21 protein-coding genes and 1 pseudogene are annotated in these 25702 nt (G+C 71.6%); 2 read left to right on the forward strand and 20 right to left on the reverse strand.

Annotated features, from left to right (window positions below; translation table 11 throughout):
• Positions 1–35: 35 nt before the first annotated feature.
• The 6 genes from carB to pyrR all read right to left on the reverse strand — a co-directional run bounded on the left by carB (position 36) and on the right by pyrR (position 7994).
• Entirely contained in the window at positions 36–3344 is a 3309-nt protein-coding gene (gene carB, locus H0H10_RS10215) for a carbamoyl-phosphate synthase large subunit (protein ID WP_188180548.1), read from the reverse strand.
• A complete protein-coding gene (gene carA / locus H0H10_RS10220) occupies positions 3337–4476 on the reverse strand; it encodes a glutamine-hydrolyzing carbamoyl-phosphate synthase small subunit (RefSeq protein WP_188180549.1) in 1140 nt (379 codons plus the stop codon). Before carA ends, carB begins: the two co-directional genes overlap by 8 nt.
• Positions 4473–5039 carry a PH-like domain-containing protein gene (locus H0H10_RS10225; protein WP_188180550.1) on the reverse strand — a complete coding sequence of 189 codons (567 nt, stop codon included), beginning with the start codon at positions 5037–5039 and terminating at the stop codon, positions 4473–4475. Before H0H10_RS10225 ends, carA begins: the two co-directional genes overlap by 4 nt.
• Positions 5036–6322, reverse strand: a complete 1287-nt coding sequence (locus H0H10_RS10230; RefSeq protein ID WP_188180551.1) for a dihydroorotase — start codon at positions 6320–6322, stop codon at positions 5036–5038. The genes H0H10_RS10225 and H0H10_RS10230 overlap by 4 nt, the downstream gene beginning before the upstream one ends.
• A gap of 5 nt (positions 6323–6327) precedes the next feature.
• Positions 6328–7308, reverse strand: a complete 981-nt coding sequence (locus tag H0H10_RS10235) for an aspartate carbamoyltransferase catalytic subunit (protein WP_188180552.1) — start codon at positions 7306–7308, stop codon at positions 6328–6330.
• 116 nt (positions 7309–7424) lie between these two features.
• Positions 7425–7994 carry a bifunctional pyr operon transcriptional regulator/uracil phosphoribosyltransferase PyrR gene (gene pyrR, locus H0H10_RS10240; protein ID WP_188180553.1) on the reverse strand — a complete coding sequence of 190 codons (570 nt, stop codon included), beginning with the start codon at positions 7992–7994 and terminating at the stop codon, positions 7425–7427.
• A 287-nt stretch (positions 7995–8281) separates the two neighbouring features.
• Between pyrR and bldD the strand changes: the two genes are divergently transcribed.
• Positions 8282–8785, forward strand: coding sequence for a transcriptional regulator BldD (gene bldD, locus H0H10_RS10245; RefSeq protein WP_030166512.1), 504 nt, complete (start codon positions 8282–8284; stop codon positions 8783–8785).
• Between the two features lie 173 nt (positions 8786–8958).
• Here bldD and nusB read toward each other — a convergent pair whose 3' ends face one another.
• From nusB to H0H10_RS10305, 13 genes and pseudogenes are all read right to left on the reverse strand, one after another.
• On the reverse strand, positions 8959–9393 hold the full coding sequence (gene nusB, locus H0H10_RS10250; RefSeq protein ID WP_188180554.1) for a transcription antitermination factor NusB: 435 nt from the start codon (positions 9391–9393) through the stop codon (positions 8959–8961).
• 2 nt (positions 9394–9395) lie between these two features.
• Positions 9396–9962: an elongation factor P gene (gene efp / locus H0H10_RS10255; RefSeq protein ID WP_188180555.1), complete on the reverse strand. Its 567-nt coding sequence runs from the start codon at positions 9960–9962 to the stop codon at positions 9396–9398.
• Between the two features lie 59 nt (positions 9963–10021).
• Complete coding sequence (locus H0H10_RS10260) at positions 10022–11128, reverse strand: aminopeptidase P family protein (RefSeq protein ID WP_188180556.1); 1107 nt, start codon at positions 11126–11128, stop codon at positions 10022–10024.
• Positions 11129–11735: 607 nt separating this feature from the next.
• On the reverse strand, positions 11736–12611 hold the full coding sequence (locus H0H10_RS10265; protein WP_188180557.1) for a Pro-rich N-terminal domain-containing protein: 876 nt from the start codon (positions 12609–12611) through the stop codon (positions 11736–11738).
• 244 nt (positions 12612–12855) lie between these two features.
• Complete coding sequence (gene aroB, locus H0H10_RS10270) at positions 12856–13947, reverse strand: 3-dehydroquinate synthase (protein ID WP_309141771.1); 1092 nt, start codon at positions 13945–13947, stop codon at positions 12856–12858.
• Positions 13948–14064: 117 nt separating this feature from the next.
• A pseudogene (locus H0H10_RS39790) lies at positions 14065–14469 on the reverse strand (shikimate kinase); the annotation flags it as partial.
• Positions 14470–14501: 32 nt separating this feature from the next.
• Positions 14502–15686, reverse strand: coding sequence for a chorismate synthase (gene aroC / locus H0H10_RS10275; RefSeq protein ID WP_188180558.1), 1185 nt, complete (start codon positions 15684–15686; stop codon positions 14502–14504).
• Between the two features lie 251 nt (positions 15687–15937).
• Complete coding sequence (locus tag H0H10_RS10280) at positions 15938–16765, reverse strand: shikimate dehydrogenase (RefSeq protein WP_188180559.1); 828 nt, start codon at positions 16763–16765, stop codon at positions 15938–15940.
• Positions 16765–18486 carry an endolytic transglycosylase MltG gene (gene mltG / locus H0H10_RS10285; protein ID WP_188180560.1) on the reverse strand — a complete coding sequence of 574 codons (1722 nt, stop codon included), beginning with the start codon at positions 18484–18486 and terminating at the stop codon, positions 16765–16767. Before mltG ends, H0H10_RS10280 begins: the two co-directional genes overlap by 1 nt.
• A gap of 123 nt (positions 18487–18609) precedes the next feature.
• Positions 18610–19074 (reverse strand): Holliday junction resolvase RuvX, encoded by a 465-nt coding sequence (gene ruvX, locus H0H10_RS10290; protein WP_223179680.1) that lies wholly within the window; start codon positions 19072–19074, stop codon positions 18610–18612.
• Positions 19075–19109: 35 nt separating this feature from the next.
• Positions 19110–21782, reverse strand: coding sequence for an alanine--tRNA ligase (gene alaS, locus H0H10_RS10295; RefSeq protein ID WP_188180562.1), 2673 nt, complete (start codon positions 21780–21782; stop codon positions 19110–19112).
• Positions 21782–22135, reverse strand: a complete 354-nt coding sequence (locus H0H10_RS10300; protein ID WP_188180563.1) for a hypothetical protein — start codon at positions 22133–22135, stop codon at positions 21782–21784. The genes alaS and H0H10_RS10300 overlap by 1 nt, the downstream gene beginning before the upstream one ends.
• A 7-nt stretch (positions 22136–22142) precedes the next feature.
• The gene (locus H0H10_RS10305) at positions 22143–22586 is read right to left on the reverse strand and encodes a DUF948 domain-containing protein (RefSeq protein ID WP_188180564.1); all 444 of its coding nucleotides are present in this window, start codon (positions 22584–22586) and stop codon (positions 22143–22145) included.
• A 154-nt stretch (positions 22587–22740) separates the two neighbouring features.
• On the opposite strand from H0H10_RS10305, the gene H0H10_RS10310 reads away from it, so the two are divergent.
• On the forward strand, positions 22741–24906 hold the full coding sequence (locus tag H0H10_RS10310) for an ATP-binding protein (RefSeq protein WP_188180565.1): 2166 nt from the start codon (positions 22741–22743) through the stop codon (positions 24904–24906).
• A gap of 28 nt (positions 24907–24934) precedes the next feature.
• Here the strand turns inward: H0H10_RS10310 and rpsD are convergent, their stop codons facing one another.
• Positions 24935–25549 (reverse strand): 30S ribosomal protein S4, encoded by a 615-nt coding sequence (rpsD, locus tag H0H10_RS10315; RefSeq protein ID WP_029383113.1) that lies wholly within the window; start codon positions 25547–25549, stop codon positions 24935–24937.
• Positions 25550–25702: the final 153 nt, after the last annotated feature.

Consider the following 25702-nt stretch of genomic DNA (forward strand, 5'->3'; position numbering starts at 1 on the left):
GGGGACACCGTTTCCGGTGTCCCCCTCCTCGGCTGCTAGTCGCGGGCCGCGGTCAGGAATTCCGCGTGTTCCTGGAGCGAGCGGACGCCCACGTCCCCGTGGTTGAGGGCGTCGATGCCCTGGACCGCCGCGGCGAGCGCCTGGACGGTCGTCAGGCACGGCACGGACCGCGCCACGGCGGCCGTACGGATGTCGTAGCCGTCGAGTCGGCCGCCGGTGCCGTACGGGGTGTTGACGATGAGGTCGACCTCGCCGTCGTGGATCAGCTGGACGATGGTCTTCTCGCCGTTCGGGCCGGTGCCCTCGGACTGCTTGCGCACGACCGTGGCGTGGATGCCGTTGCGCTTGAGGACCTCTGCGGTGCCGGAGGTGGCCAGCAGCTCGAAGCCGTGGGCGACCAGCTCGCGCGCCGGGAAGATCATCGAGCGCTTGTCGCGGTTGGCGACCGAGATGAACGCCCGTCCCTTGGTGGGCAGCGGGCCGTAGGCGCCCGCCTGCGACTTGGCGTACGCGGTGCCGAAGACGGAGTCGATGCCCATGACCTCACCGGTGGAGCGCATCTCCGGGCCGAGGACGGTGTCGACGCCGCGGCCGTGGATGTCCCGGAACCGGGACCACGGCATCACGGCCTCCTTGACGGAGATCGGCGCGTCCAGCGGCAGCTCGCCGCCGTCGCCGGTGGCCGGCAGCAGGCCCTCGGCGCGCAGCTCGGCGATGGTCGCGCCCAGCGAGATGCGGGCGGCGGCCTTGGCGAGCGGCACGGCGGTCGCCTTCGAGGTGAAGGGCACGGTCCGGGAGGCGCGCGGGTTGGCCTCCAGGACGTAGAGGATGTCGCCGGCCAGTGCGAACTGGATGTTGATCAGGCCGCGCACGCCGACACCGGCGGCGATGGCCTCGGTGGAGGCGCGCAGCCGCTTGATGTCGAAGCCGCCGAGCGTGATCGGGGGCAGGGCGCACGCCGAGTCGCCGGAGTGGATGCCGGCCTCCTCGATGTGCTCCATGACGCCGCCGAGGTACAGCTCCTCGCCGTCGTACAGCGCGTCGACGTCGATCTCGATCGCGTCGTCGAGGAAGCGGTCGACCAGGACCGGCCGGGAGGGGCTGATCTCGGTGGACTCGGCGATGTAGGACTCCAGGCGGGTCTCGTCGTAGACGATCTCCATGCCGCGTCCGCCGAGGACGTAGGAGGGCCGGACGAGGACCGGGTAGCCGATCTCGTCGGCGATGGCCTTGGCCTCGGCGAAGGTGGTGGCGGTGCCGTGCTTGGGGGCCGGCAGGCCGGCCTCCTTCAGGACCCGGCCGAAGGCGCCGCGGTCCTCGGCGGCGTGGATGGCCTCGGGGGACGTGCCGACGACCGGCACGCCGTTGTCCTTGAGCGCCTGGGAGAGGCCCAGCGGGGTCTGGCCGCCGAGCTGGACGACCACGCCCGCGATCGGGCCGGCCTGCTGCTCGGCGTGGACGATCTCCAGGACGTCCTCCAGGGTGAGCGGCTCGAAGTACAGCCGGTCGGAGGTGTCGTAGTCGGTGGAGACGGTCTCCGGGTTGCAGTTGACCATCACGGTCTCGTACCCGGCCTCGCTCAGCGCGAAGGAGGCGTGGACGCAGGAGTAGTCGAACTCGATGCCCTGGCCGATGCGGTTCGGGCCGGAGCCCAGGATGATGACGGCCGGCTTCTCGCGCGGCGCGACCTCGGTCTCCTCGTCGTAGGAGGAGTAGAAGTACGGCGTCTTCGCAGCGAACTCGGCGGCGCAGGTGTCGACCGTCTTGTAGACCGGGCGGATGCCGAGCGCGTGCCGGACCTCGCGGACGACGTCCTCGCGCAGGCCCCGGATCTCGCCGATCTGCTGGTCGGAGAAGCCGTGCCGCTTGGCCTCGGCGAGCAGGTCGGCGGTCAGCTCGGGAGCCTCGGCCAGCTCGTCGGCGATCTCCTTGATCAGGAAGAGCTGGTCGACGAACCAGGGGTCGATCTTCGTGTACTCGAAGACCTCCTCCGGGGTGGCGCCCGCGCGGATGGCCTGCATGACGGTGTTGATGCGGCCGTCGGTGGGGCGGACGGACTCCTCCAGCAGGGCCTGCTTGTCGCCCGTCTCGCCGACGAAGGTGAACTGGCTGCCCTTCTTCTCCAGCGAGCGCAGCGCCTTCTGGAAGGCCTCGGTGAAGTTGCGGCCGATGGCCATGGCCTCGCCGACCGACTTCATGGTGGTGGTGAGGGTCGAGTCAGCCGACGGGAACTTCTCGAACGCGAAGCGCGGGGCCTTGACGACCACGTAGTCGAGCGTCGGCTCGAAGGATGCCGGGGTCTCCTGCGTGATGTCGTTCGGGATCTCGTCCAGCGTGTAGCCGACGGCGAGCTTGGCGGCGATCTTCGCGATCGGGAAGCCGGTCGCCTTGGAGGCGAGCGCGGACGAACGCGAGACACGCGGGTTCATCTCGATGACGATGACACGGCCGTCGGCCGGGTTCACCGCGAACTGGATGTTGCAGCCGCCGGTGTCGACGCCGACCTCGCGGATGACGGCGATGCCGATGTCCCGCAGGATCTGGTACTCGCGGTCGGTCAGCGTCATCGCGGGCGCGACGGTGATCGAGTCGCCGGTGTGGACGCCCATGGGGTCGAAGTTCTCGATGGAGCAGACGACCACGACGTTGTCGTGCTTGTCGCGCATCAGCTCCAGCTCGTACTCCTTCCAGCCGAGGATGGACTCCTCCAGGAGCACCTCGGTGGTCGGCGAGAGCGTGAGGCCCTGACCGGCGATGCGGCGCAGCTCCTCCTCGTCGTGCGCGAAGCCGGAGCCGGCGCCGCCCATGGTGAAGGAGGGGCGGACGACGACCGGGTAGCCGCCGAGCTCCTCGACGCCCTTGAGGACGTCGTCCATGGAGTGGCAGATGTAGGAGCGGGCGGACTCGCCGTGGCCGATCTTCTTGCGGACCTCCTCCACGACCTCCTTGAACTGGTCGCGGTCCTCGCCCTTGTGGATCGCCTCCACGTTGGCGCCGATGAGCTCGACGCCGTACTTCTCCAGGACGCCGTTCTCGTGCAGCGAGATGGCGGTGTTCAGGGCCGTCTGGCCGCCCAGGGTGGGCAGCAGCGCGTCGGGCCGCTCCTTGGCGATGATCTTCTCGACGAACTCGGGGGTGATCGGCTCGACGTAGGTGGCGTCGGCGATCTCCGGGTCGGTCATGATCGTCGCCGGGTTGGAGTTGACCAGGATCACGCGCAGGCCCTCGGCCTTGAGCACGCGGCACGCCTGGGTGCCGGAGTAGTCGAACTCGGCGGCCTGGCCGATGACGATCGGGCCGGAGCCGATGACCAGGACGGACTGGATATCGGTGCGCTTAGGCACGCTGGCCCTCCATCAGGGAAACGAAGCGGTCGAACAGGTAGGCGGCGTCGTGCGGGCCGGCTGCCGCTTCGGGGTGGTACTGGACGCTGAAGGCCGGCTTGTCGAGGAGCTGGAGGCCCTCCACCACGTTGTCGTTGAGGCAGACGTGGGAGACCTCGGCGCGGCCGTAGGGGGTGTCGGAGACCTTGTCGAGCGGGGCGTCGACGGCGAAGCCGTGGTTGTGCGCGGTGACCTCGACCTTGCCGGTCGTGCGGTCCTGCACCGGCTGGTTGATGCCGCGGTGGCCGTACTTCAGCTTGAAGGTGCCGAAGCCGAGGGCGCGGCCGAGGATCTGGTTGCCGAAGCAGATGCCGAACAGCGGGGTGCCGCGCTCCAGGACGCCCTGCATGACCGAGACCGGGTGGTCGGCGGTGGACGGGTCGCCGGGGCCGTTGGAGAAGAACACGCCGTCCGGGTTGACGGCGTAGACGTCCTCGACGGTGGCCGTGGCGGGCAGGACGTGCACCTCGATGCCGCGCTCGGCCATGCGGTGCGGGGTCATGCCCTTGATGCCGAGGTCGACGGCGGCGACGGTGAACTTCTTCTCGCCGATCGCCGGGACGACGTACGGCTCGGTGGTGGCGACCTCGGCGGAGAGGTCGGCGCCGGCCATCTCGGGGGCCTGGCGGACCTCGGCGAGCATGGTGCCCTCGTCGGGCAGCGCGTTGCCGGAGAAGATGCCGACGCGCATGGCGCCGCGCTCGCGCAGGTGCCGGGTGAGGGCGCGGGTGTCGATGCCGCTGATGCCGACGACGCCCTGGGCGGCCAGTTCCTCGTCGAGGGAGCGGCGGGAGCGCCAGCTGGAGGGCACGCGCGCGGGGTCGCGCACGACGTAGCCGGAGACCCAGATCCTCTTGGACTCCATGTCCTCGTCGTTGACGCCGGTGTTGCCCACGTGCGGGGCAGTCATCACGACGACCTGGCGGTGGTACGACGGGTCGGTGAGGGTCTCCTGGTAGCCGGTCATGCCGGTGGAGAACACGGCTTCGCCGAAGGTGGCCCCCACGGCCCCGTAGGCGCGGCCGCGGAAGATCCGGCCGTCCTCCAGGACGAGTACGGCGGGAGTTTTGGCTCCCCGGGTGGAGGTCGTCATCGTGCGCCTTCCGTTTCCGTCTTGTTGATCATGTCGTTCAGAATCTCGACCCACTCGTTGTGCTCGGCCGCCCGGTCGGAGCGGAAGCCCGAGTCGATCAGTTTGTCGCCGTGCGCCCAGGTCACCACCAGCAGGCCGCCCTCGGTGAGGACCTTGCCGGCGATGCCCTTGTCGAGCCGGGCCTCGCGCAGCTGTGCGGCCGGGACGAAGAAGTCGCTCGCGCCGGGGCGTACGACGTCCAGTCCCGCGTCCGTCAGCGTGAGCTCGGCCCTGCTGCGGGTGCCCAGGCCGTGCGCCACGATGCGGTCCAGCCACTGTCCGGCGGTGGTGGAGCCGTGGTAGCGGCCGCTCATCGTCAGTTTCGCCTCGCCGGGCTCATCCGGCGCGGCGGGCAGCTCCGGCAGGTCGCCCTGGAGCGTGCCCCGCCACTTCCAGCCCTCGCGCATCAGCCAGTAGACGAGCGCGACGAACAGGCCGAGGCCGACGACCCAGCCGATGCGGGCGGCCCAGTCGGTCACTTCCGCCGATTCCTTCCCGGCGGCCAGCAGGATTACAGGTGTCACGTGAGCTTCCCGTCGACGAGCGTCGCCTTGCCCCGCAGCCACGTGTGCGTCACACGGCCCGGCAGCTCACGCCCCTCGTACGGGGTGTTGCGGCTGCGCGAGGCGAAGCCCGCGGGGTCCACCCGGCCACGGTATGCCGTGTCGACGAGGGTGAGGTTGGCGGGCTCACCAGCCGAGACGGGACGGCCCTGACCGGCGGCCCGTCCGATCCGCGCGGGCGTGAAGGACATCCGGTCGGCGACGCCGGCCCAGTCCAGCAGGCCGGTGTCGACCATGGTCTCCTGGACCACCGACAGCGCGGTCTCCAGGCCGACCATGCCCATGGCGGCGGCGGCCCACTCGCAGTCCTTGTCCTCGTGCGGGTGCGGGGCGTGGTCGGTGGCGACGATGTCGATCGTGCCGTCGGCGAGCGCCTCGCGCAGCGCCATGACGTCGCGCTCGGTGCGCAGCGGCGGGTTGACCTTGTAGACCGGGTTGTAGGACCGCACCAGTTCGTCGGTGAGGAGCAGGTGGTGCGGGGTGACCTCGGCGGTGACGTCGATGCCGCGGGACTTGGCCCAGCGGACGATCTCGACGCTGCCCGCCGTCGACAGGTGGCAGATGTGGACGCGGGAGCCGACGTGCTCGGCGAGCAGCACGTCCCGGGCGATGATCGACTCCTCGGCGACGGCCGGCCAGCCGCCGAGGCCCAGCTCGGCGGAGACGACGCCCTCGTTCATCTGGGCGCCCTCGGTCAGCCGCGGCTCCTGCGCGTGCTGGGCGACGACCCCGCCGAAGGCCTTCACGTACTCCAGCGCCCGGCGCATGATCACTGCGTCGTGGACGCACTTGCCGTCGTCGGAGAAGACGGTGACGCCGGCCGCGGACTCGTGCATGGCGCCCAGCTCGGCGAGCTTGGCGCCCTTCAGGCCGACGGTGACGGCACCGATGGGCTGCACGTCGCAGTAGCCGGACTCCTTGCCGAGCCGCCAGACCTGCTCGACGACGCCGGCGGTGTCGGCGACCGGGAAGGTGTTGGCCATGGCGAACACGGTGGTGTAACCGCCGCTCGCCGCCGCGCGCGTGCCGGTCAGGACGGTCTCGGAGTCCTCGCGGCCGGGCTCGCGCAGGTGGGTGTGCAGGTCGACCAGGCCCGGCAGCAGCACCTTGCCGCCGGCCTCGACGACCTCGGCGCCCTCCGCCGGGAGGCCGGTGCCGACCTGGGCGATCGTCTGGCCGTCGATCAGCACGTCCTGCGGCTCGCCGCCGAGCACCTTCGCACCACGGATCAGGATCTTGCTCATCGTTCTTACTTCTCCTCGGTGGTGCGGGCGTGGGTGACGGCGGGTTCGTTGCCGCCGAGCAGCAGGTAGAGGACGGCCATCCGGATGGAGACGCCGTTGGTGACCTGCTCGACGACGGTGCAGCGGTCGGAGTCGGCGACCTCGGCGGTGATCTCCATGCCGCGGACCATCGGGCCGGGGTGCATCACGATGGCGTGCTCGGGCATCCGCGCCATGCGGTCGCCGTCGAGGCCGTAGCGGCGGGAGTACTCGCGCTCGGTCGGGAAGAACGCGGCGTTCATGCGCTCGCGCTGCACGCGCAGCATCATCACCGCGTCGGACTTGGGCAGCGTGGAGTCCAGGTCGTAGGAGACCTCGCACGGCCAGGTCTCGACGCCGACCGGCAGCAGGGTCGGCGGGGCGACGAGGGTGACCTCGGCGCCGAGGGTGTGCAGCAGGTCCACGTTGGAGCGGGCGACGCGGCTGTGCAGGACGTCGCCGACGATCGTGATGCGGCGCCCGTCGAGGTCCTTGCCGAGGCCGGCGTCCCGGCCGACCAGCCGGCGGCGCATGGTGAACGCGTCCAGCAGGGCCTGGGTGGGGTGCTGGTGGGTGCCGTCGCCGGCGTTGATGACGGCGGCGTCGATCCAGCCGGAGGTGGCAAGCCGGTAGGGGGCGCCGGAGGCGCCGTGCCGGATGACGACGGCGTCGACGCCCATGGCCTCCAGGGTCTGGGCGGTGTCCTTCAGGGACTCGCCCTTGGAGACGCTGGAGCCCTTGGCGGTGAAGTTGATGACGTCCGCGGACAGGCGCTTCTCGGCGGCCTCGAAGGAGATCCGGGTCCTCGTCGAGTCCTCGAAGAAGAGGTTGACGACGGTACGGCCGCGCAGGGTCGGGAGTTTCTTGATCGGCCGGTCGGCGACCCGGGCCATCTCCTCGGCGGTGTCGAGGATCAGGACGGCGTCGTCGCGGGTGAGGTCGGCGGCCGAGATGAGATGACGCTGCATCTGTCAGGCTCCGTAAGGCAGTTCATTCGGGAGAACAGGAGAATTCGGGCATCCGGGCGCACGCGTGGGCGCGCCGAGCGGGCGTACCGCGGACGAGCGCGTGTACGCCGGGGGTGCTACGGCTGGGCGCCCTGGGTGGCCGGCTTGGCTCCGAGCAGCACGGTGTCGCGACCGTCCTCCTCGGCGAGCTGGACCTTGACCGTCTCCCGCAGCGACGTGGGGAGGTTCTTGCCGACGTAGTCGGCGCGGATGGGCAGTTCGCGGTGGCCGCGGTCGACGAGGACCGCGAGCTGCACCGCGCGGGGGCGTCCGATGTCGTTCAGCGCGTCCAGGGCGGCCCGGATGGTGCGGCCGGAGAAGAGCACGTCGTCGACGAGGACGACCAGACGGCCGTCGATGCCGTCACCGGGGATCTCGGTGCGGGCCAGCGCACGCGGCGGGTGCATGCGCAGGTCGTCGCGGTACATGGTGATGTCGAGCGAGCCGACCGGGATCTTGCGCTCGGTGATCTGCTCCAGCTTGGCGGCGAGCCTGCGGGCGAGGAAGACGCCTCGGGTCGGAATGCCGAGGAGCACCACGTCGTCGGCGCCCTTGGCGCGTTCGACGATCTCGTGGGCGATGCGGGTCAGCACCCGCGCGATGTCGGGCCCTTCGAGTACGGGCCGTGCATCGGACTGCGTGTCCATACGAAACGGACCTCCTTCTCCGCCTCACGGGACGGACCTTAAAGGACGTCGGAATTGCGCCACCTACGTTAGCAGGCTCCGGGGAGTGCCCTGATCGTCCCCCTGTCACCCTTCTGCCACCCCCGCATCACTCCTTCGGAGTAACGGATGGCCGATACCACGGAAGAGTCGGTGCGGACCATTCGGCTTGACGCAGAAGAGTAACGCTGCGTAACCTCACAGTGAGTTACCAGCCGCGCGGCACGGAACCAAGCCAGGCCGCGTCGACACAGTGTCCGGGGAGCCATATGTCCAGCGAATACGCCAAACAGCTCGGGGCCAAGCTCCGGGCCATCCGCACCCAGCAGGGCCTTTCCCTCCACGGTGTCGAGGAGAAGTCCCAGGGCCGCTGGAAGGCCGTGGTGGTCGGTTCCTACGAGCGCGGCGACCGAGCAGTGACCGTGCAGCGCCTCGCCGAGCTGGCGGACTTCTACGGCGTCCCCGTCCAGGAGCTGCTGCCGGGCACCACCCCGGGCGGCGCCGCCGAGCCGCCGCCGAAGCTGGTCCTGGACCTGGAGCGGCTGGCCACCGTGCCGGCCGAGAAGGCGGGCCCGCTCCAGCGGTACGCCGCCACGATCCAGTCGCAGCGCGGTGACTACAACGGCAAGGTGCTCTCGATCCGCCAGGACGACCTGCGCACACTCGCCGTCATCTACGACCAGTCGCCCTCGGTCCTGACCGAGCAGCTGATCAGCTGGGGCGTCCTGGACGCGGACGCGCGCCGTGCGGTGGCGTCCCACGAGGAGGGCTGAGCGGGCAGCCGCCACAGCAGAAACGTGCCGCCGGGGTGGCCGGAACTTCACGGTTCCGGCCACCCCGGCGGCTTTCTGACCGCCTCACGCGTGCCCCAAGGGACACGGGAGAGAACGCCGGAGGGCCCGCAGCATGCGTGCTGCGGGCCCTCCGGCGTCATGGGGTCTCGGGATCAGCTCTCGTCCCGGCGCAGCGAGGGCTTGAGCTCCTTCAGCCGGCCGAGCAGGCCGTTGACGAACGAGGGCGACTCGTCCGTGGAGAACTCCTTCGCCAGCTGCACCATCTCGTCGAGGACGACGGCGTCCGGGGTCTCGTCGACCCAGATCAGCTCGTACGCACCGAGGCGCAGGATGTTGCGGTCGACGACCGGCATCCGGTCGAGCGTCCAGCCGACCGAGTACTGGGCGATCAGCTCGTCGATGCGCCGGGCGCGCTCGGCGTAGCCCTCGACCAGCTCCATCGTGTACTCGCTCACCGGCGGCTGCCGCGTGTCGGACCGGGAGTGCCGGACCCAGTCCGCGAGGACCGTCAGGACGTCGGCGCCGCGCTGGTCGCCCTCGAAGAGGATCTGGAAGGCGCGCTTGCGGGCCGTGTTGCGGGCAGCCACGGTTAGCTGTTCACCCGGCCGAGGTAGTCGCTCGTGCGGGTGTCGACCTTGATCTTCTCACCGGTGGTGATGAAGAGCGGGACCTGGATCTGGTGGCCGGTCTCCAGCGTGGCCGGCTTGGTGCCGCCGGTGGAGCGGTCGCCCTGGACGCCCGGCTCCGTCTCCTGGATGGTCAGCTCGACGGCGGCGGGCAGCTCGACGAAGAGCACCTCGCCCTCGTGCTGCGCGACGGTGGCCTCGAAGCCCTCGATGAGGAAGTTGGCGGCGTCGCCGACGACCTTGCGGTCGATGTGGAGCTGGTCGTAGGTCTCCATGTCCATGAAGACGAAGTAGTCGCCGTCCATGTACGAGAACTGCATGTCGCGCTTGTCGACAGTGGCCGTCTCGACCTTGACACCGGCGTTGAAGGTCTTGTCGACGACCTTGCCGGAGAGCACGTTCTTGAGCTTGGTGCGCACGAAGGCCGGGCCCTTGCCGGGCTTGACGTGCTGGAACTCGACGACGGACCAGAGCTGGCCGCCTTCGAGCTTGAGCACCATGCCGTTCTTGAGGTCGTTCGTGGAAGCCACGGTTGCGGAATCTCCTGGACTGACGTGGGACGACCCCGGGGCAGGCGCTCAGCGCGTGGCTAGAGCGCGAGCAGCTCCTTGGTCGTGATGGTGAGTAGCTCGGGTCCGCCGTCCGCCTCGGGGCGCACGACGAGCGTGTCATCGATCCGGACACCGCCCCGGCCGGGGAGGTGGACCCCCGGTTCGACGGTGACCGGCACGCAAGCGTCCAGTTTACCCATGGCCGCCGGGCTCAACTGAGGGTCCTCGTCGATTTCGAGTCCGACGCCGTGACCGGTGAGGGCCGGCAGGTTCTCCCCGTACCCGGCGCTGTCCAGTGCCTGGCGTGCGGCGCGGTCCACGTCGCGGCAGGAGGCGCCGGGTGCGAGGGCCTCCCGTCCGGCCCGCTGGGCTGCGAAGACGAGGTCGTACAGCTCGATCTGCCAGTCGGCGGGCGAGGTGCCGATGACGAAGGTGCGGCCGATCTCGCAGCGGTAGCCGCGGTAGGTGGCGCCGAGGCAGACGGAGAGGAAGTCGCCCTCCTCCACCCGCCGGTCGGTGGGCCGGTGGCCGCGGCGGCCGGAGTTCGGGCCGGTGGCGACGGAGGTCGCGAAGGCGGGGCCGTCGGCGCCGTGGTCGACCAGACGGCGTTCCAGTTCCAGGGCGAGGTGCCGCTCGGTGCGGCCGACGAGGATGGATTCGAGGAGTTCCCCGAGGGCCTGGTCGGCGATCTCCGCGCCGATGCGCAGGCAGGAGATCTCCTCCTCGTCCTTGACGACGCGGAGCTGTTCGACCGCGCCGCCCAGGTCGGTCAGGCGCAGCCGGGGCGCGACGGAGCGCATGGCCCGGTGCCGGGCCACGGTGAGGTGGTGCTCCTCCGTGGCGAGGGAGTCGGCACCCTGGGCGGCGGCGAGGCCGGTGGCCGCGACGGCGGGGTCGCCGCCGGGTCCTGGCAGGGCCCGCACCGGCAGGGCCTCGTCCGGCCGGCCCTCGCCGGGGGCGTCGCCGGGCGGGCCGGTGCACACGAGCAGGTCCTCGGTCTTGCCGAGCAGCAGTACGGCGCCGTGCGGGGCGGCGCCCGCGAGATAGCGCACGTTGGCGGGCCGGGAGACGAGCGCCGCCGCGCTGCCGCCCGCGTTGCAGCGTTCTCGTAGGCGCGTCCGGCGGGCCGCGTACACCTCTGACATGAGCCGAGCGTAAGAGCTCCGCGCAGGCGGCGCCGCTCGGGAGAGCCGAGTGGGCGGTACGGGACGCTGCCGCTCGGAGAAGTGGGCGGGCGGGGAGTCTGTTCTGTCGTCCACCGGCAGGGCGGGGACTGGTCGCGCCCCGCCGCGGGGCGGCTGCCGCCGGGCCGAGACGGCCGGGGCGCGGCAAGGGCCCGCAGAACGGCGGCGGCTGCGTGAGGCGCCGACGGGAACCCGCCGCCGTCGACCGCCGGGACCCCGGCAGCATGGCACCAGCCACAGAGCCGGCACCGCGCTCGGGGCGTTGCCGTCGGCGATGGCGCCCCGGGAGAGCCTGCGGGCCCCCGGCCGAGAGACAGCCGCGGCGCGGCGACGGCCTGCGGAGCGGAGGCTGCTGCGCGAGTTCCCGACGGGAACCCGCCGCCGTCGACCGCCGGGACCCCGACAGCAGGGCGCCGGCCGCAGAGCCGGCACCGCGCTCGGGGTGTCGCCGTCGGCGGTGGGGTGCCGGGAGGGCCTTCGGGCGCTCCCCCGGCCGGGGCGGCCTCGGTGTGGCGGAGCCGGATGTCGGTACCGTCCGGCCCCCGCAGGTCGGCTCTCCTGGCCGCGCTTACCAGCTCGGGGGGCTCGCTATCGAGCGGGCCAGGACCTCGTCCAGGACCTGGGCCGTCTCGGGGACGTCGAGCTGGGAGTTGTCGATGATGGGCAGGCCGGAGCCGTACCAGCCGGCCATGCGGCCGTGGATGCGGGCGACCTCCTCGTCCGTGAGCCTGCGGTTGCCGGTGCGCTCGGCGTTGCGTTCCAGGACGATGTCCAGGCCGGGCAGCAGGACGACCGGGAGCAGACCGGGGCCGACGTGCCGTTTCCAGCCGCCGAGGCCGACGACGGGGCGGTCGGGGAAGACGGCGTCGTCGAGGATGCACGAGATCCCGTTGGCGAGGAAGTTGCGCGCGGCGAAGCCGCAGGTGCGGCGGGCCAGGCGGTACTGGGCCTCGGAGTTGTCGTTCCACCCGGACTGGGGGTCGGCGAAGCCGGAGCGGACCCATTCGCGCACGTCGTCGAGGCTGATGTGGGCGGTCGGGACCCGGCGGTGGTCCGCCCAGTACTTGGCGACGCTGGTCTTGCCGGCACCCGCGGGGCCGATCAGCAGGACCGCGAGGGTCGTCGTGGCGGGCTCGGGCGCGGTCGCCGTGGCAGGGGGCGCGCTGGGCACGGCGACGGGACCGCCGGGCGGCAGTGGTACGTGGCCGGTGGTGTCCGGCACGGCCGGGGCCGGGGCCTGCTGCGGGGCTGGGGGGTGGGGGGCCGGGGGGTGGGGGGCCGGGGGGTGGGGGGTCTGCGCGGGGTAGCCCGGCGCCGGGGGTGGTGGCACGGGGGCGGGACCCTGGTGCGGACCCGGGTGGTGTGCGGCCGGGGACCAGCCGATGGCCGGTCCGTGCCCCGGCAGATGGGGCGGCGGCAGCGGAGAACCCACTGCGTGCTGCATCCGGTGCCACTCCGTCTCGTTCTTCGGGCTCGGTTCGCCTCCGGGGCGCTGCGGCCGTGGTCGAGGGGTCGACCCCGGCGCGCCCCTTCGGCTCACTCGCCGCAGGCGATGGGCGCTGACAGCGGGCCGAGGACCCGCTTGCTACCGAACGGTACCGCCCCCGGCCGTCGTTTGGTGAAACGGCCGGGGGCGGTCCGAAGTGCCCGCCCCGCAAGGCGAATCGGGCGGAAGGTGCGCCGGGGTACTACTCGCCCACTTCCCCGTAGGCGGCGAGGAGGACGGCCGGGTCGGGTCCCTCCAGGACGGTCGGCTTGGCCAGGCCGTCGAGGACGATGAAGCGCAGCAGGTCGCCGCGGGACTTCTTGTCGACCTTCATGGTCTCCAGCAGCTTGGGCCACTGGTCGTAGCGGTAGTGCAGCGGCAGCCCGACCGCTTCCAGGATGGTGCGGTGGCGGTCGGCGGTGGCGTCGTCCAGACGGCCCGCGAGGCGGCCCAGTTCGGCGGCGAAGTGCATGCCGACCGCGACCGCGGCGCCGTGGCGCCACTTGTAGCGCTCGTTCTTCTCGATGGCGTGACCGAGGGTGTGGCCGTAGTTGAGGATCTCCCGCAGGCCCGCTTCCTTCAGGTCCGAGGAGACGACCTCCGCCTTGACCTTGATCGAGCGCACGATCAGCTCGGCGGTGTGCGGCCCGGCCGGGGTGCGCGCGGCCTGGGGGTCGGACTCGATCAGGTCCAGGATCACCGGGTCGGCGATGAAGCCGGCCTTGATGACCTCGGCGAGGCCCGAGACGTAGTCGTTGACCGGGAGGGAGTCCAGGGCGGCGAGGTCGCACAGGACGCCGGCGGGCGGGTGGAAGGCGCCGACGAGGTTCTTGCCCTCGGCGGTGTTGATGCCGGTCTTGCCGCCGACGGCCGCGTCGACCATGGCCAGCACGGTGGTCGGGATGGCGATCCAGCGCACCCCGCGCAGCCAGGTGGCGGCCACGAACCCGGCCAGGTCGGTGGTGGCACCGCCGCCCACGCCGACGATGACGTCGGTGCGGGTGAAGCCGGACTGGCCGAGCGCCTTCCAGCAGTAGGCGGCGACCTCGGCGGTCTTGGCCTCCTCGGCGTTGGGCACCTGGATGGCGATGGCCTCGTAGCCCTGCTCGGCGAGGTCGGCGCGCAGCGCGTCACCGGTCTCGGCGAGCGCCTCGGGGTGGATCACCGCGACCCGCTTGGCCTTCGGGCCGATCAGCCCGGCGAGTTCGCCGAGGAGCTGACGGCCCACCAGGACCTCGTAGGGCTCGGACCCCGCGGTGCCGCCGACCTGGATCCTTGTCACTTCGTTCACCACAGCGTCCTTCTGCCGGGGGTCCGGGGGTTGTCCCCCGGGAATTACCGTCTTCAACTCCAGTGCGTCCAGGGCGGCTTGGGTGACTTCTTCGGGCGTACGCCCGTCGGTGGCGACGACGACGGTGGCGACCTCCTCGTAGAGGTGGCGGCGGGCCTCCATCAGCTCGCGCCACTGCTTGCGCGGGTTCACCGCCAGCAGCGGGCGGGCGGCGTTGAGGCCGGTGCGCTTCACCGCCTCCTCGACGTCCATCGACAGGTAGACGACGGGGCGACCGGCGAGCAGGGCGCGGGTGTCCGCGTCCAGGATCGCGCCGCCGCCGAGCGCGAGAACGCCGTCGTGCTCGGCGAGCGCCCGCCCGACGGCCTGCTTCTCCAGCGCGCGGAAGGCCGGCTCGCCCTCGTCGACGAAGATCTCCGCGATGGTGCGGCCCTGCTCGGCGACGATGTCGTCGTCGGTGTCCCGGTAACCGACGCCGAGCCGCTCCGCCAGCAGCCGCCCGACCGTGGACTTGCCGACGCCCATCGGCCCGACCAGCACCACAAGAGGCACGGTGCTCACCGGATGGCCAGGTTGTCGAGGTACGACCGGACGTTGCGGCGGGTCTCGGTCACCGAGTCGCCGCCGAACTTCTCCGCGACCGCGTCCGCGAGGACGAGGGCCACCATGGCCTCGGCGACGATGCCGGCGGCCGGCACGGCGGAGACGTCGGAGCGCTGGTGGTGGGCCTGAGCCGCCTCGCCGGTGGTCACGTCCACGGTCTTCAGGGCGCGCGGCACGGTCGCGATCGGCTTCATCGCGGCCCGCACCCGCAGCAGCTCACCCGTGGTGAGACCGCCCTCGGTGCCGCCGGAGCGGCCGGAGACGCGCTTGATGCCCTCCGGCGTGTTCACGATCTCGTCGTGCGCCTTGGAGCCGGGCACCCGGGCCAGCTCGAAGCCGTCGCCGATCTCCACGCCCTTGATCGCCTGGATGCCCATCAGGGCACCGGCGAGGCGGGCGTCCAGCTTGCGGTCCCAGTGGACGTGCGAGCCGAGGCCGACCGGCACGCCGTACGCCAGGATCTCGACCACGCCACCGAGGGTGTCGCCGTCCTTGTGGGCCTGGTCGATCTCCGCGACCATCGCCTTCGACGCGTCCGCGTCCAGGCAGCGCACCGGGTCCGCGTCCAGCCTCTCGACATCCGCCGGGGTGGGGTACACGCCCTGCGGAGCCTTCGCCGAGGCCAGCTCGACGACGTGCGAGACGATCTCGATGCCGGCCGTCTCCTTCAGGTACGACCGGGCGACCGCGCCGAGCGCGACCCGGGCCGCGGTCTCCCTGGCGGAGGCGCGCTCCAGAATCGGACGGGCCTCGTCGAAGCCGTACTTCTGCATGCCGGCCAGGTCGGCGTGACCGGGCCGCGGACGGGTCAGCGGGGCGTTGCGGGCGAGCCCCGCCAGCACCTCCGGGTCGACCGGGTCGGCCGCCATGACCTGCTCCCACTTCGGCCACTCGGTGTTCCCGACCATGATCGCGACCGGGGAGCCGAGGGTGAGGCCGTGCCGGACGCCGCCGAGGAAGGTGACCTCGTCCCGCTCGAACTTCATCCGCGCACCGCGCCCATAGCCCAGCCGCCGCCTCGCCAGATGGTCCGCCACCATGTCCGTGGTGATCGGCACGCCGGCGGGCAGACCCTCCAGCGTCGCGACGAGTGCGGGACCATGGGATTCCCCCGCGGTCAGCCAGCGCAACCTGCTCAACGGTGCTCCTCAGTGCTCGCGCCCCGGTATGCCCTCCGTACGCGTCGGCTCGCGTACGACGACGGCGCGACCGGGTGCGCGGGCCCCGGTCCGCCACCTCCGATCCTCCCACGTCCGGCAAGGGGACCCGGCCGCCGGTCCATCTGGCGGACCGGAGGGGGTGGGGCGGGGCCGCCGCGCGGGGCACGCGGGTGGGCGTTCCTTGCCGTACCCCCTGCGGGAGCCGTACCCCCTGCGGGACCGGACGGACGCTAGCGGTCCGCGAGGGCGCGCTCGCCCGCCTTGCGCATGGCGGCGAGCGGGGCCGGGGTGCGGCCGGTCATCTGCTCCACCTGGAGCACCGCCTGGTGCACCAGCAGGTCGAGGCCGCTGACGACGGCGCCGCCGTACGCCGACCAGCGGGCGGCGAGCGCGGTCGGCCAGGGGTCGTACAGCACGTCGAAGAGGGTCGCGGGCGTCTCCGGCACGGCGGAGGCCAGTGCGTCGGTGGTGCCGGCGGGGGTGGTGGCGATGACCAGCGGGGCGCGCAGCGCCTCCTCGGCGTCGGCCCAGTCGGCGATCCGCACCGCGACGTCCAGCCGCTCGGCCCACTCCCGCATCTCGGCGGCGCGGGCCTCGCTGCGCACGTAGACGGCGACCTCGCCGGTGCAGATCCGGGCCAGCGCGGCCAGCGCGGAGGAGGCGGTGGCACCGGCGCCGAGGACGGCCGCCGTGTCGACCTTGTCGATGCCGTGCTCGCGCAGGGCGGCGACCATGCCGGGGATGTCGGTGTTGTCGCCGGTCCTGCGGCCGTCCTCGGTGAAGACGACGGTGTTCACGGCGTCCACGGAGGCCGCCGTGTCGCTGATCTCGTCGAGCAGCGGGATCACGGCCCGCTTGAGCGGCATGGTCAGCGACAGCCCGGCCCACTCGGGCCCCAGCTTCTCGAAGAAGCCGGGCAGCGCCGCCTCGTCGACATCGAAACGGTCGTACGTCCAGCCCTCCAGGCCCAGCTCCGCGTACGCGGCGCGGTGCAGCACCGGGGAGAGGGAGTGGGCGATCGGGGAGCCGAGCACGGCCGCCCGGCGGGGTGCGGACATCAGTTGTTCCTCGAGGCGTTCCACTTGTCGACCAACTTCTGATGGTCCTCGTTGGTCTTGGTGAACTCGCTCGTCCTGCCGTCGAGCGAGATGAAGTAGTACCAGCCGCCGTCGGTCGGGTCGAGGGCGCCCTTCAGGGCCTCCTCACCGGGGTTGCTGATCGGGCCGGGCGGCAGGCCCTTGGTGTAGTAGGTGTTGTACGGGTTGTCGTAGTTGCGCAGCTCGCTGAGGGACAGGTCGAGCTTGCTCTGGTTCTTGATGTAGTTGTACGTGGAGTCGAACTCCAGCATCCCGTTGGTCTGCTCGTTGCCCGGCTCGAGGCGGTTGTAGACGACCTCGGCCATCTTCCGGAAGTCGTCGTGGCTGGTGCCCTCGGCCTGGACGAGGCTGGCCACGGTGAGCAGTTGCCAGGGCCCTTCGAGGCCAAGGCTCTCCGCCTTCTTCTCGAGGCCGAGTTCCTCGTACTTCTCGGTCGCCCGCGCCACCATCTGCTTCAGCACGTCCTCGGGCTTCTGGCCCTTGGCAGCCGAGTAGCTGGAAGGGTAGAGGAAGCCCTCCAGGGGGTCCTTGACGTTCTCGTGGTTCGTCGCCCAGTCGGGCAGGCCGAGGCTCTTCCACTTGGTCTCGGCCACCTTTGCAGTGGTGCCCTTGTCGACTTCCAGGCGTTTGTCGATGAGCTGGTAGATGTCGGCGTTGCGCTTGCCCTCGGCGATGATCAGGTTGCTGCGGCTCTCCGGGCTCAGCAGCAGCTCGACGGCGCTCTCGGCCGACATCTCCTTCTGCAGCGTGTACACGCCGTCCTGGATGGACTTGCCCCGCGGGTTGCTCTGCTGGGCCGCGACGAAGGCGTCGACGCTCTTGACCACGCCCTTCTTCTTGAGCTCCTGGCCGATGGTCCAGCCGCCCGCGCCCTTCGGGATGGTGACGGTGACCTGCTCGCCGTTTCCGTCGCCCGCGTAGTCCGGGGCGGCGCCGAAACGATCCTGGTAAAACTGGTAGCCGAAATATCCGACTCCTGCCACACCGCCGCCGAGCACCAGGCAGACCACGAGACAGGCGCACCCGTTACGGCGTTTCCGGGGCTTGCCGCCCCGGCCCCTGCGCTCGCCGCGCCCTCGGCCGGCACCGTCGCCGTCATCGGCGTCGTCGTCCCGGTCGTCGGCGTTCCCGCCCGCGAAGAAGGCGTGTTCTCCCTCGTCGGGGCCGGGGTCCCAGTCCTGACGCTGCGGTTCGGGTTCGGTGCGCCGGCGCCCCGGCGGCTCCGGCGGAGGGTACGCCTCCGGGGTGCCGTAGAAGTCGGGCCGCTCCGCGCCGTAGCCGGCGCTCTGCTGCCCGTAGGGGTCGGACGGGTCGGCGGGGTACTGGACGTGCGGCTGCGCGCCGCCGCCCCAGCCGTCGTCGCCGTCGTACGGCTGCTGCTGGTGCTGTGCCTGGGCCGCGTACTGCTGCTGGTCGTACGGCTGCTCCTGGTGCCCGCCGTACTGCCCGTACTGCTGCTGCGCCTGACCGTACGCGGACTGTCCGCCATCGCTCCAGTCGCCGTAGTGCGACTGCTGCGGTTGCTGCGGTTGCTGCGGCTGCTCCGGATAGTGCTGCGGCCGGCCGCCGTAGGGGGACTGCTGACCCGCATGGGCCTGCTGTCCGCCCCATCCGCCGTCCCCGTACAACGGGTCCTCCGGATGCCACGGTTCGGAGCCTTGGCCCCGGCCATACTCAGTCATCGATCCCCTAGAGCCGCGAGGCGGCGGAACGCGCGGCCGGAAGGACCGGCTTCCGTTCCGCCTCTTGCTGTGCGGCGGCTGTTCGAATGCCGCCGCATCGCGCGGAACGTTACCGTATCGCGATCAGATGACCACTTCGACGCCCTCGCCGGGTGCTTTGCCTGACACCCGTTCGGATTCCAGCGCCTGCTGGAGGATGATCACAGCGGCTGCCTGGTCGATGACCGACCTGCCCTTCTTGGACTTCACGCCCGAGGCGCGCAGTCCCTGGGCGGCCGTCACGGTCGTCATCCGCTCGTCGACCAGCCGCACGGCGACGGGCGCGATGCCCTTGGCCAGTTCCTGGGCGAAGCCGCGGGCCTTGGCCGCGGCCGGGCCCTCGCCCCCCTTGAGGGAGCGAGGGAGGCCGACGACGACCTCGATGGGCTCGTACTCCTCGACCAGCTGCCGCAGACGGCGGTGAGCCGCCGGAAGGTCGCGGCCGGGGACGGTCTCGACCGGGGTGGCGAGGATCCCGTCGGGGTCGCAGGAGGCGACCCCGATGCGGGCGTCCCCGACGTCGATCGCCAGACGGCGGCCGCGGCGCATGACCGGGCCGCCCGCCTGTCCGTTCTCCGTGCCGCTCACTTGGCCGTTTCCGCCACGAGCCGCTCGACGGCCTCGACGGCCTCGCCGATGGCGGCCGGGTTCTGGCCGCCGCCCTGGGCGACGTCCGGCTTGCCGCCACCGCCGCCGCCGAGGGTCTTGGCGGCCGTGCGGACCAGGTCACCGGCCTTGAGGCCGCGGTCGCGGGCGGCGTCGTTGGTGGCGATCACCGTCAGCGGCTTGCCGTTGACCGTGGTGAACAGGGCCACGACCGCGGCCCGGCCGCCCTGGATGCGCCCGCGCACGTCGAGGACCAGCTTGCGCAGGTCGTCGGCGGTGGTGCCGTCCGGGACCTGGCCGGTCACCAGGGCGACGCCGCGCACGTCCTTGGCGGACTCGGCGAGGCCGGCGGCGGCCTGGAGCACCTTCTCGGCGCGGAACTTCTCGATCTCCTTCTCGGCGTCCTTCAGCTTGGCGAGCATGCCGGCGACCTTCTCCGGCAGCTCCTCGGAGCGGCCCTTGAGCAGCTCGGTGAGCTGGTTGACCACCGTGTGCTCACGGGCGAGGAAGTTGTAGGCGTCCACGCCGACCAGGGCCTCGATGCGGCGCACACCGGAGCCGATGGACGACTCGCCCAGCAGCTTCACGAGGCCCAGCTGGGCGGTGTTGTGCACGTGGGTGCCGCCGCACAGCTCCTTGGAGAAGTCGCCGATGGTCACGACGCGCACGCGGTCGCCGTACTTCTCGCCGAACTCGGCGATGGCACCCTGCTTCTTGGCCTCGTCGATGCCCATGACCTCGGCCTGGACGTCCAGGTCGCGGGCGAGCACCTCGTTGATCTTCTGCTCGACGTCGGTCATCACGGCCGTCGGGACGGCGGACGGCGAGCCGAAGTCGAAGCGGAAGCGGCCGGGCTGGTTCTCGGAACCGGCCTGGGCGGCCGTCGGGCCGAGGGCGTCGCGCAGGGCCTGGTGGGTGAGGTGGGTGGCCGAGTGGGCGCGGGCGATGGCCGTGCGGCGCTTGGCGTCGATCGAGGCGTGGGCCTTGGCGCCGACGGTGACCTCGCCGACCTGGACGACGCCCTTGTGGACGTACACACCGGGGACCGGCTTCTGGCAGTCGCGGACCTCGATGACGGCACCGGTGTCGATCTTGATCCGGCCGGTGTCGCCGATCTGGCCGCCGCCCTCGGCGTAGAACGGGGTGCGGTCGAGGACGACCTCGACCTCGTCGCCCTCGGTGGCGGCCGGCGAGGAGACGCCGTCGACGAGGATGCCGACGACGGTGGACTCGCCCTCGGTGTCGGTGTAGCCGATGAAGTCGGTGGCACCGGCCCGGTCGGCGATCTCCCGGTAGGCGCCGAGGTCGGCGTGGCCGGTCTTCTTGGCCTGGGCGTCGGCCTTGGCGCGCTCCCGCTGCTCCTTCATCAGGCGCCGGAAGCCGTCCTCGTCCACGGACAGCCCCTGCTCGGCGGCCATCTCCAGGGTGAGGTCGATCGGGAAGCCCCAGGTGTCGTGGAGCAGGAAGGCCTTGTCGCCGGGCAGGACGGTACCGCCGGCGGCCTTGGTGTCGGCCACGGCGGTGTCGAGGATGTTGGTGCCGGCCTTCAGCGTCTTGAGGAAGGCGTTCTCCTCGGCGAGGGCGACCTTCTCGATGCGCTCGCGGTCGGTGACCAGCTCGGGGTACTGCTGCCCCATCATGTGGATCACGACGTCGATCAGGTCCTTGACGACCGGACCGGTGGCGCCGAGCAGACGCATGTTGCGGATGGCGCGGCGCATGATGCGGCGCAGCACGTAGCCGCGGCCCTCGTTGCCGGGGGTGACGCCGTCGCCGATGAGCATCACGGCGGTGCGGATGTGGTCGGTGACCACGCGCAGGGAGACGTCCGAGGCGTGGGCGTCGCCGTAGGCCACACCGGTCAGCTCGGTGGCCTTCTTGATGACGGCCATGGAGGTGTCGATCTCGTACATGTTCTGCACGCCCTGCAGAATCATGGCGAGCCGCTCCAGGCCGAGGCCCGTGTCGATGTTCTTGGCGGGCAGGTCACCGAGGATCTCGAAGTCCTCCTTGCCGGTGCCCTCGCCGCGCTCGTACTGCATGAAGACCAGGTTCCAGATCTCCACGTACCGCTCGTCGTTGACGGCCGGGCCGCCCTCGACGCCGAACTCGGGGCCGCGGTCGTAGTTGATCTCGGAGCACGGGCCGCAGGGGCCGGGGACGCCCATGGACCAGAAGTTGTCCTTCTTGCCCAGGCGCTGGATGCGCTCGGCGGGGACGCCGACGACCTCGCGCCAGATCTGCTCGGCCTCGTCGTCGTCCTGGTAGACGGTGATCCACAGGCGCTCGGGGTCGAGGCCGTAGCCGCCCTTGTCCTGAGGGCTGGTCAGCAGCTCCCAGGCGAGCTTGCAGGCGCCTTCCTTGAAGTAGTCGCCGAAGGAGAAGTTGCCGCACATCTGGAAGAACGTGCCGTGCCGGGTGGTCTTGCCGACCTCCTCGATGTCCGGCGTACGGACGCACTTCTGCACGCTGGTGGCGCGGGAGAACTTGGGCTTGACCTCGCCGAGGAAGTACGGCTTGAAGGGCACCATGCCCGCGTTGACCAGCAGCAGAGTCGGGTCGTCCGCGATGAGCGACGCCGAAGGGACGACGGTGTGCCCGCGCTCCTCGAAGAAGCTCAACCAGCGGCGGCGGATCTCGGCCGACTCCATCAGTGGTCCTCATTCCGGTTGTACGAGTACGTCGTCCTGTCGACGTACATCGGGTCGTTGCGGTTCTCGATGGCGGCGTGGCGCCGGGGTGCGGGCAGTTCGTGGTCGGGGACGGGGGCGTTCAGCCCGAGCGCGTCGCCCAGTTCGGCCTCCCGCTGGGCCATGTTGTCGCGGACGTCGAGGGCGAAGCCCACCGCCCGGTCCTTGAGCCGGCCGCCCGCCTCGATCGCCTTGTTCGTCGCCGTGACGGCGAGGTTCTCGGGGGTGAGCTGCTTCAGCTTCCGGTTGACCTTGGTGGTGGCCCACACTCCGGCGGCGACGCCGGTGGTGAACCAGAACGTACGGCGGAACATCCCTGGGTCAGTCCTTCTTCCGCTTCGTCCGCCGTGCGGCCGGAATCGTCCGGCCCACGATCACGGTACGCCTCGGCTCCCTGGCCGGCACGTCCTCCTTGCGGGCGCCGAGCGCCCGGCGCACGCCGTAGCCGAAGGCCGCGACCTTGACCAGGGGGCCGCCGAACGTGGAGGCCACGGTGGTCGACAGCGCGGAGGCGTTCGACGTGACCTCCTGGACGTCGGAGGCGATCGCGTCCACCCGGTCGATCTGGGTCTGGGCGGAGCGCACCGCCGTGGAGGCGTCGGCCAGCAGCGGGACGGCCTGGTCGGTCACGTCCGCCACGAGCTTGGTGGTCGCCCTGAGCGTCTGGGCCAGCCTCGCCAGTGCGACGGCGAGGAAGGAGACCAGGATCGCCCAGAAGACGGCCACCAGGATCCCGGCAACCTCTCCACCGGACACTGTGTGCACCCGCTCCCTGAAAACGTGCCTGAACATCGAGAAAGTCGTGCACCGAGCCTATCGCGCCGGGCGTGGGGCTCCGTACCGGATTACCGTCCGCGCCCGGTGGAGTTGCGGGCACGGATTGTACGGAACGAACACGGTTCAGTACGCTCCGTGTCCCATGCGAGTTCAACGGCCCGACGGCGCGTCCCCGCACGGCAACCTCCCCCTGGAACTCGACGCCTTCGTGGGGCGCACGGCGGAACTCGCCGGGCTGGGCCGCGCACTGGAGGACTCACGCCTGGTGACCGTCACGGGGACCGGCGGGGTCGGCAAGTCGCGTCTGGCGGCACGGGCGGCCGCACGGTCCGCGCCCCGGGACGGGGTGTGGCGGGCGGAGCTGGCTCCGGTGCGCGATCCGGGGTTCGTCGACTACGCGGTGGTGGAGGCGCTGGGTCTGACCGACCACACGACCCGGCTGCCGCGCGAGACGCTGCTCATGCATCTCGCCGAGCGGGAGCTGCTGCTGGTCCTCGACGGGGTCGAGCACCTGGTGGACGCCTGCGCCGCGCTGGTGACCGATCTGCTGGGCCGCGCACCGGGGCTGCGGGTGCTGGCCGTCGGCCGCCGGCCCCTGGGCGTGTCAGGCGAGCGGCTGTTCCCGCTGGCGCCGCTCGGCGAGGACGAGGCGGTGGAGCTGCTGACGGTCCGGGCGGCGCAGCGCAACAGGGCGTGCGGAGGCGACGGGGTGGCGCGGGAGCTGTGCCGGCGCCTCGACGGCGTGCCGCTGGCGATCGAGCTGGCCGCCGGGCGACTGGAGGTGCTGTCACCGGGGCAGGTGCTGGAACGGCTCGACGACCGGTTCCGGCTGCTGACGGGCGGGCACCGGTCCGCGCCGCCCCGGCACCGGACGCTGCGCACGGCGATCGGCTGGAGCCACGAGCTGTGCACGCCGCGGGAGCGTCTGCTGTGGGCCCGGCTGTCGGTGTTCGCCGGCCGGTTCGACCTGGAGGCCGCCGAGTACGTGTGCAGCGGGAACGGGCTGCCCGCCGGCGACGTGCTCGACGTGCTGTCCGCCCTGCTGGCGCAGTCGTTGCTGACCCGGGAGGACACCCCGGCCGGGGTGCGCTACCGGATGCTGGACACGGTCCGGGCGTACGGCGCCGACTGGCTGGCGGCGACCGGCGACGCGGCACGGCTGCGGCGCCGGCACCGCGACTGGTACCTGGGGCTGGCGACCTGGTGCGAGCTGGAGTGGTTCTCGCCGCGCCAGCGTGAGGTGGCCGCCCGGGTGGACGTGGAGCTGCCGAATCTGCGCGGCGCCCTGGAGTACTGCCTGGCCGAGCCGGAGGAGGTGCACCTGGGCCAGTACCTGGCGGGCTCGCTGTGGTTCCACTGGGTCGGCTGCGGGCGGCTGTCGGAGGGGCGGCGCTGGCTGGAGCAGGCGGTCGGGCTGGACGCCGAGCGGACGGCGGGCGACCGGTCACGGCTGAAGGCGCTGTGGGTGCTCGCCTACGTGGCGATCCTCCAGGGCGACACGGTGCCCGCGCTGGCGATGCTCCAGGAGTGCCGGGAGCAGGCCGAGCGGTCCCGGAACGCCACGGCGGTGGCGTACGCCGAGCACCGCACCGGCTGTCTGGCGCTGGTCTCGGACGACATGCCGCGCGCGGAGGCGCTGCTGCGCTCGGCGCTGCGGCGCTACCGGGAGATCGGGGAGCTCAACAGCAACGTGCTGATGGGCCAGGTGGAACTGGCGATGACCCGGGCGTTCCAGGGCGATCTGCCGGACGCGGTGCGGTTGTGCGAGGACGTGCGCCGGGTGTGCGAGGACCACGGCGAGCGATGGGTCCGGGCCTACGCGCTGTATGTGCTGGCCTACGCGGCCTGGAGCGACGGCGACACGGCGGGTGCCCGGCGGTTGCTGACCGACTGCCTGGACAGTGCCCACGGTTTCCGGGACCTGCTGGGCACGGTGCTGGCGGTGGAGCTGCTGGCCCTGGTGACGGTGGCCGAGGACGACGCGGAGGAGGCGGCGGTGCTGCAGGGCGCGGCGGGCCGGATGTGGCCGTCCGTGGGCCTGCCGCTGTTCGGCTCGGCGCACTACAACGCGCCGCACGAGCTGTGCGAGGCGACGGCCCGTGAGCGGCTGGGCGACGAGCGGTACGAGCAGTGCGCGGGCCACGGGGCGCGGCTCGACCGCGGGGAGGCGGTGTCGCGGGCGCTGCGGCGTCCCGGGGCACCGGTGTCGCTGCCGGTGCCCCGGCAGGCGGGCCGGCGTGCGGCGTCCGCACGCACGGCGAAGCCCGCCGCCTCGCCCACTCGAAGGGGCGGGGAGACGGCGGGCTGAGGTACCGCTGGTACTGCGTCCGGCTGGATCAGCGGGCGTAGTACTCGACGACGAGCTGCTCGTCGCAGATCACCGGGATCTCCTTGCGGTTCGGCTCGCGGTCCAGGCGGAACGCCAGGGCCTTGAGGTTCACCTGGAGGTAACGCGGGGTCTCGCCGTCGGGGGCGAAGCCACCCTCACGGGCGATCGTGAAGAGCGTCTTCTCCTTGGAGCGGTCGCGGACCTGGACCACGTCGTCGGGGCGGACGACGAAGGACGGCTTGTCGACCTTCTTGCCGTTGACCTGGATGTGGCCGTGGACGACCATCTGGCGGGCCTGGTAGATCGTGCGGGCGATGCCCGAGCGCAGGACGAGCGCGTCGAGGCGCTTCTCCAGCTCCACGATCAGGGCCTCGCCGGTCTTGCCCTGCACCTTGGACGCGCGCTCGTAGGCGCGGACCAGCTGGCGCTCGGAGATGTCGTACTGAGCGCGCAGGCGCTGCTTCTCCAGCAGACGGACCTTGTAGTCCGAGTTCTGCTTGCGGCCGCGGCCGTGCTCACCCGGCGGGTAGGGGCGGGCCTCGAAGTACTTGACGGCCTTCGGGGTCAGCGCGATGCCGAGGGCACGCGACTTCTTGACCTTGGGGCGGGACTGATTCGCCACTGTCTGTGTCTCTTTCCTAGTTTTCCGGCTTGTCAGGGTTGAGGGAGGTCGCATCCGCAGCCGGGGAATCCCTCCTCGTCCGTACGGACGGGGCGGGCAGCCGCTCCCCTGGTCTGGGCACATACGTGCAGCACGCGAGTGGCCCACCGACCG

It is taken from the genome of Streptomyces griseicoloratus (assembly GCF_014534645.1).
GTDB classification, from domain to species: domain Bacteria; phylum Actinomycetota; class Actinomycetes; order Streptomycetales; family Streptomycetaceae; genus Streptomyces; species Streptomyces griseicoloratus.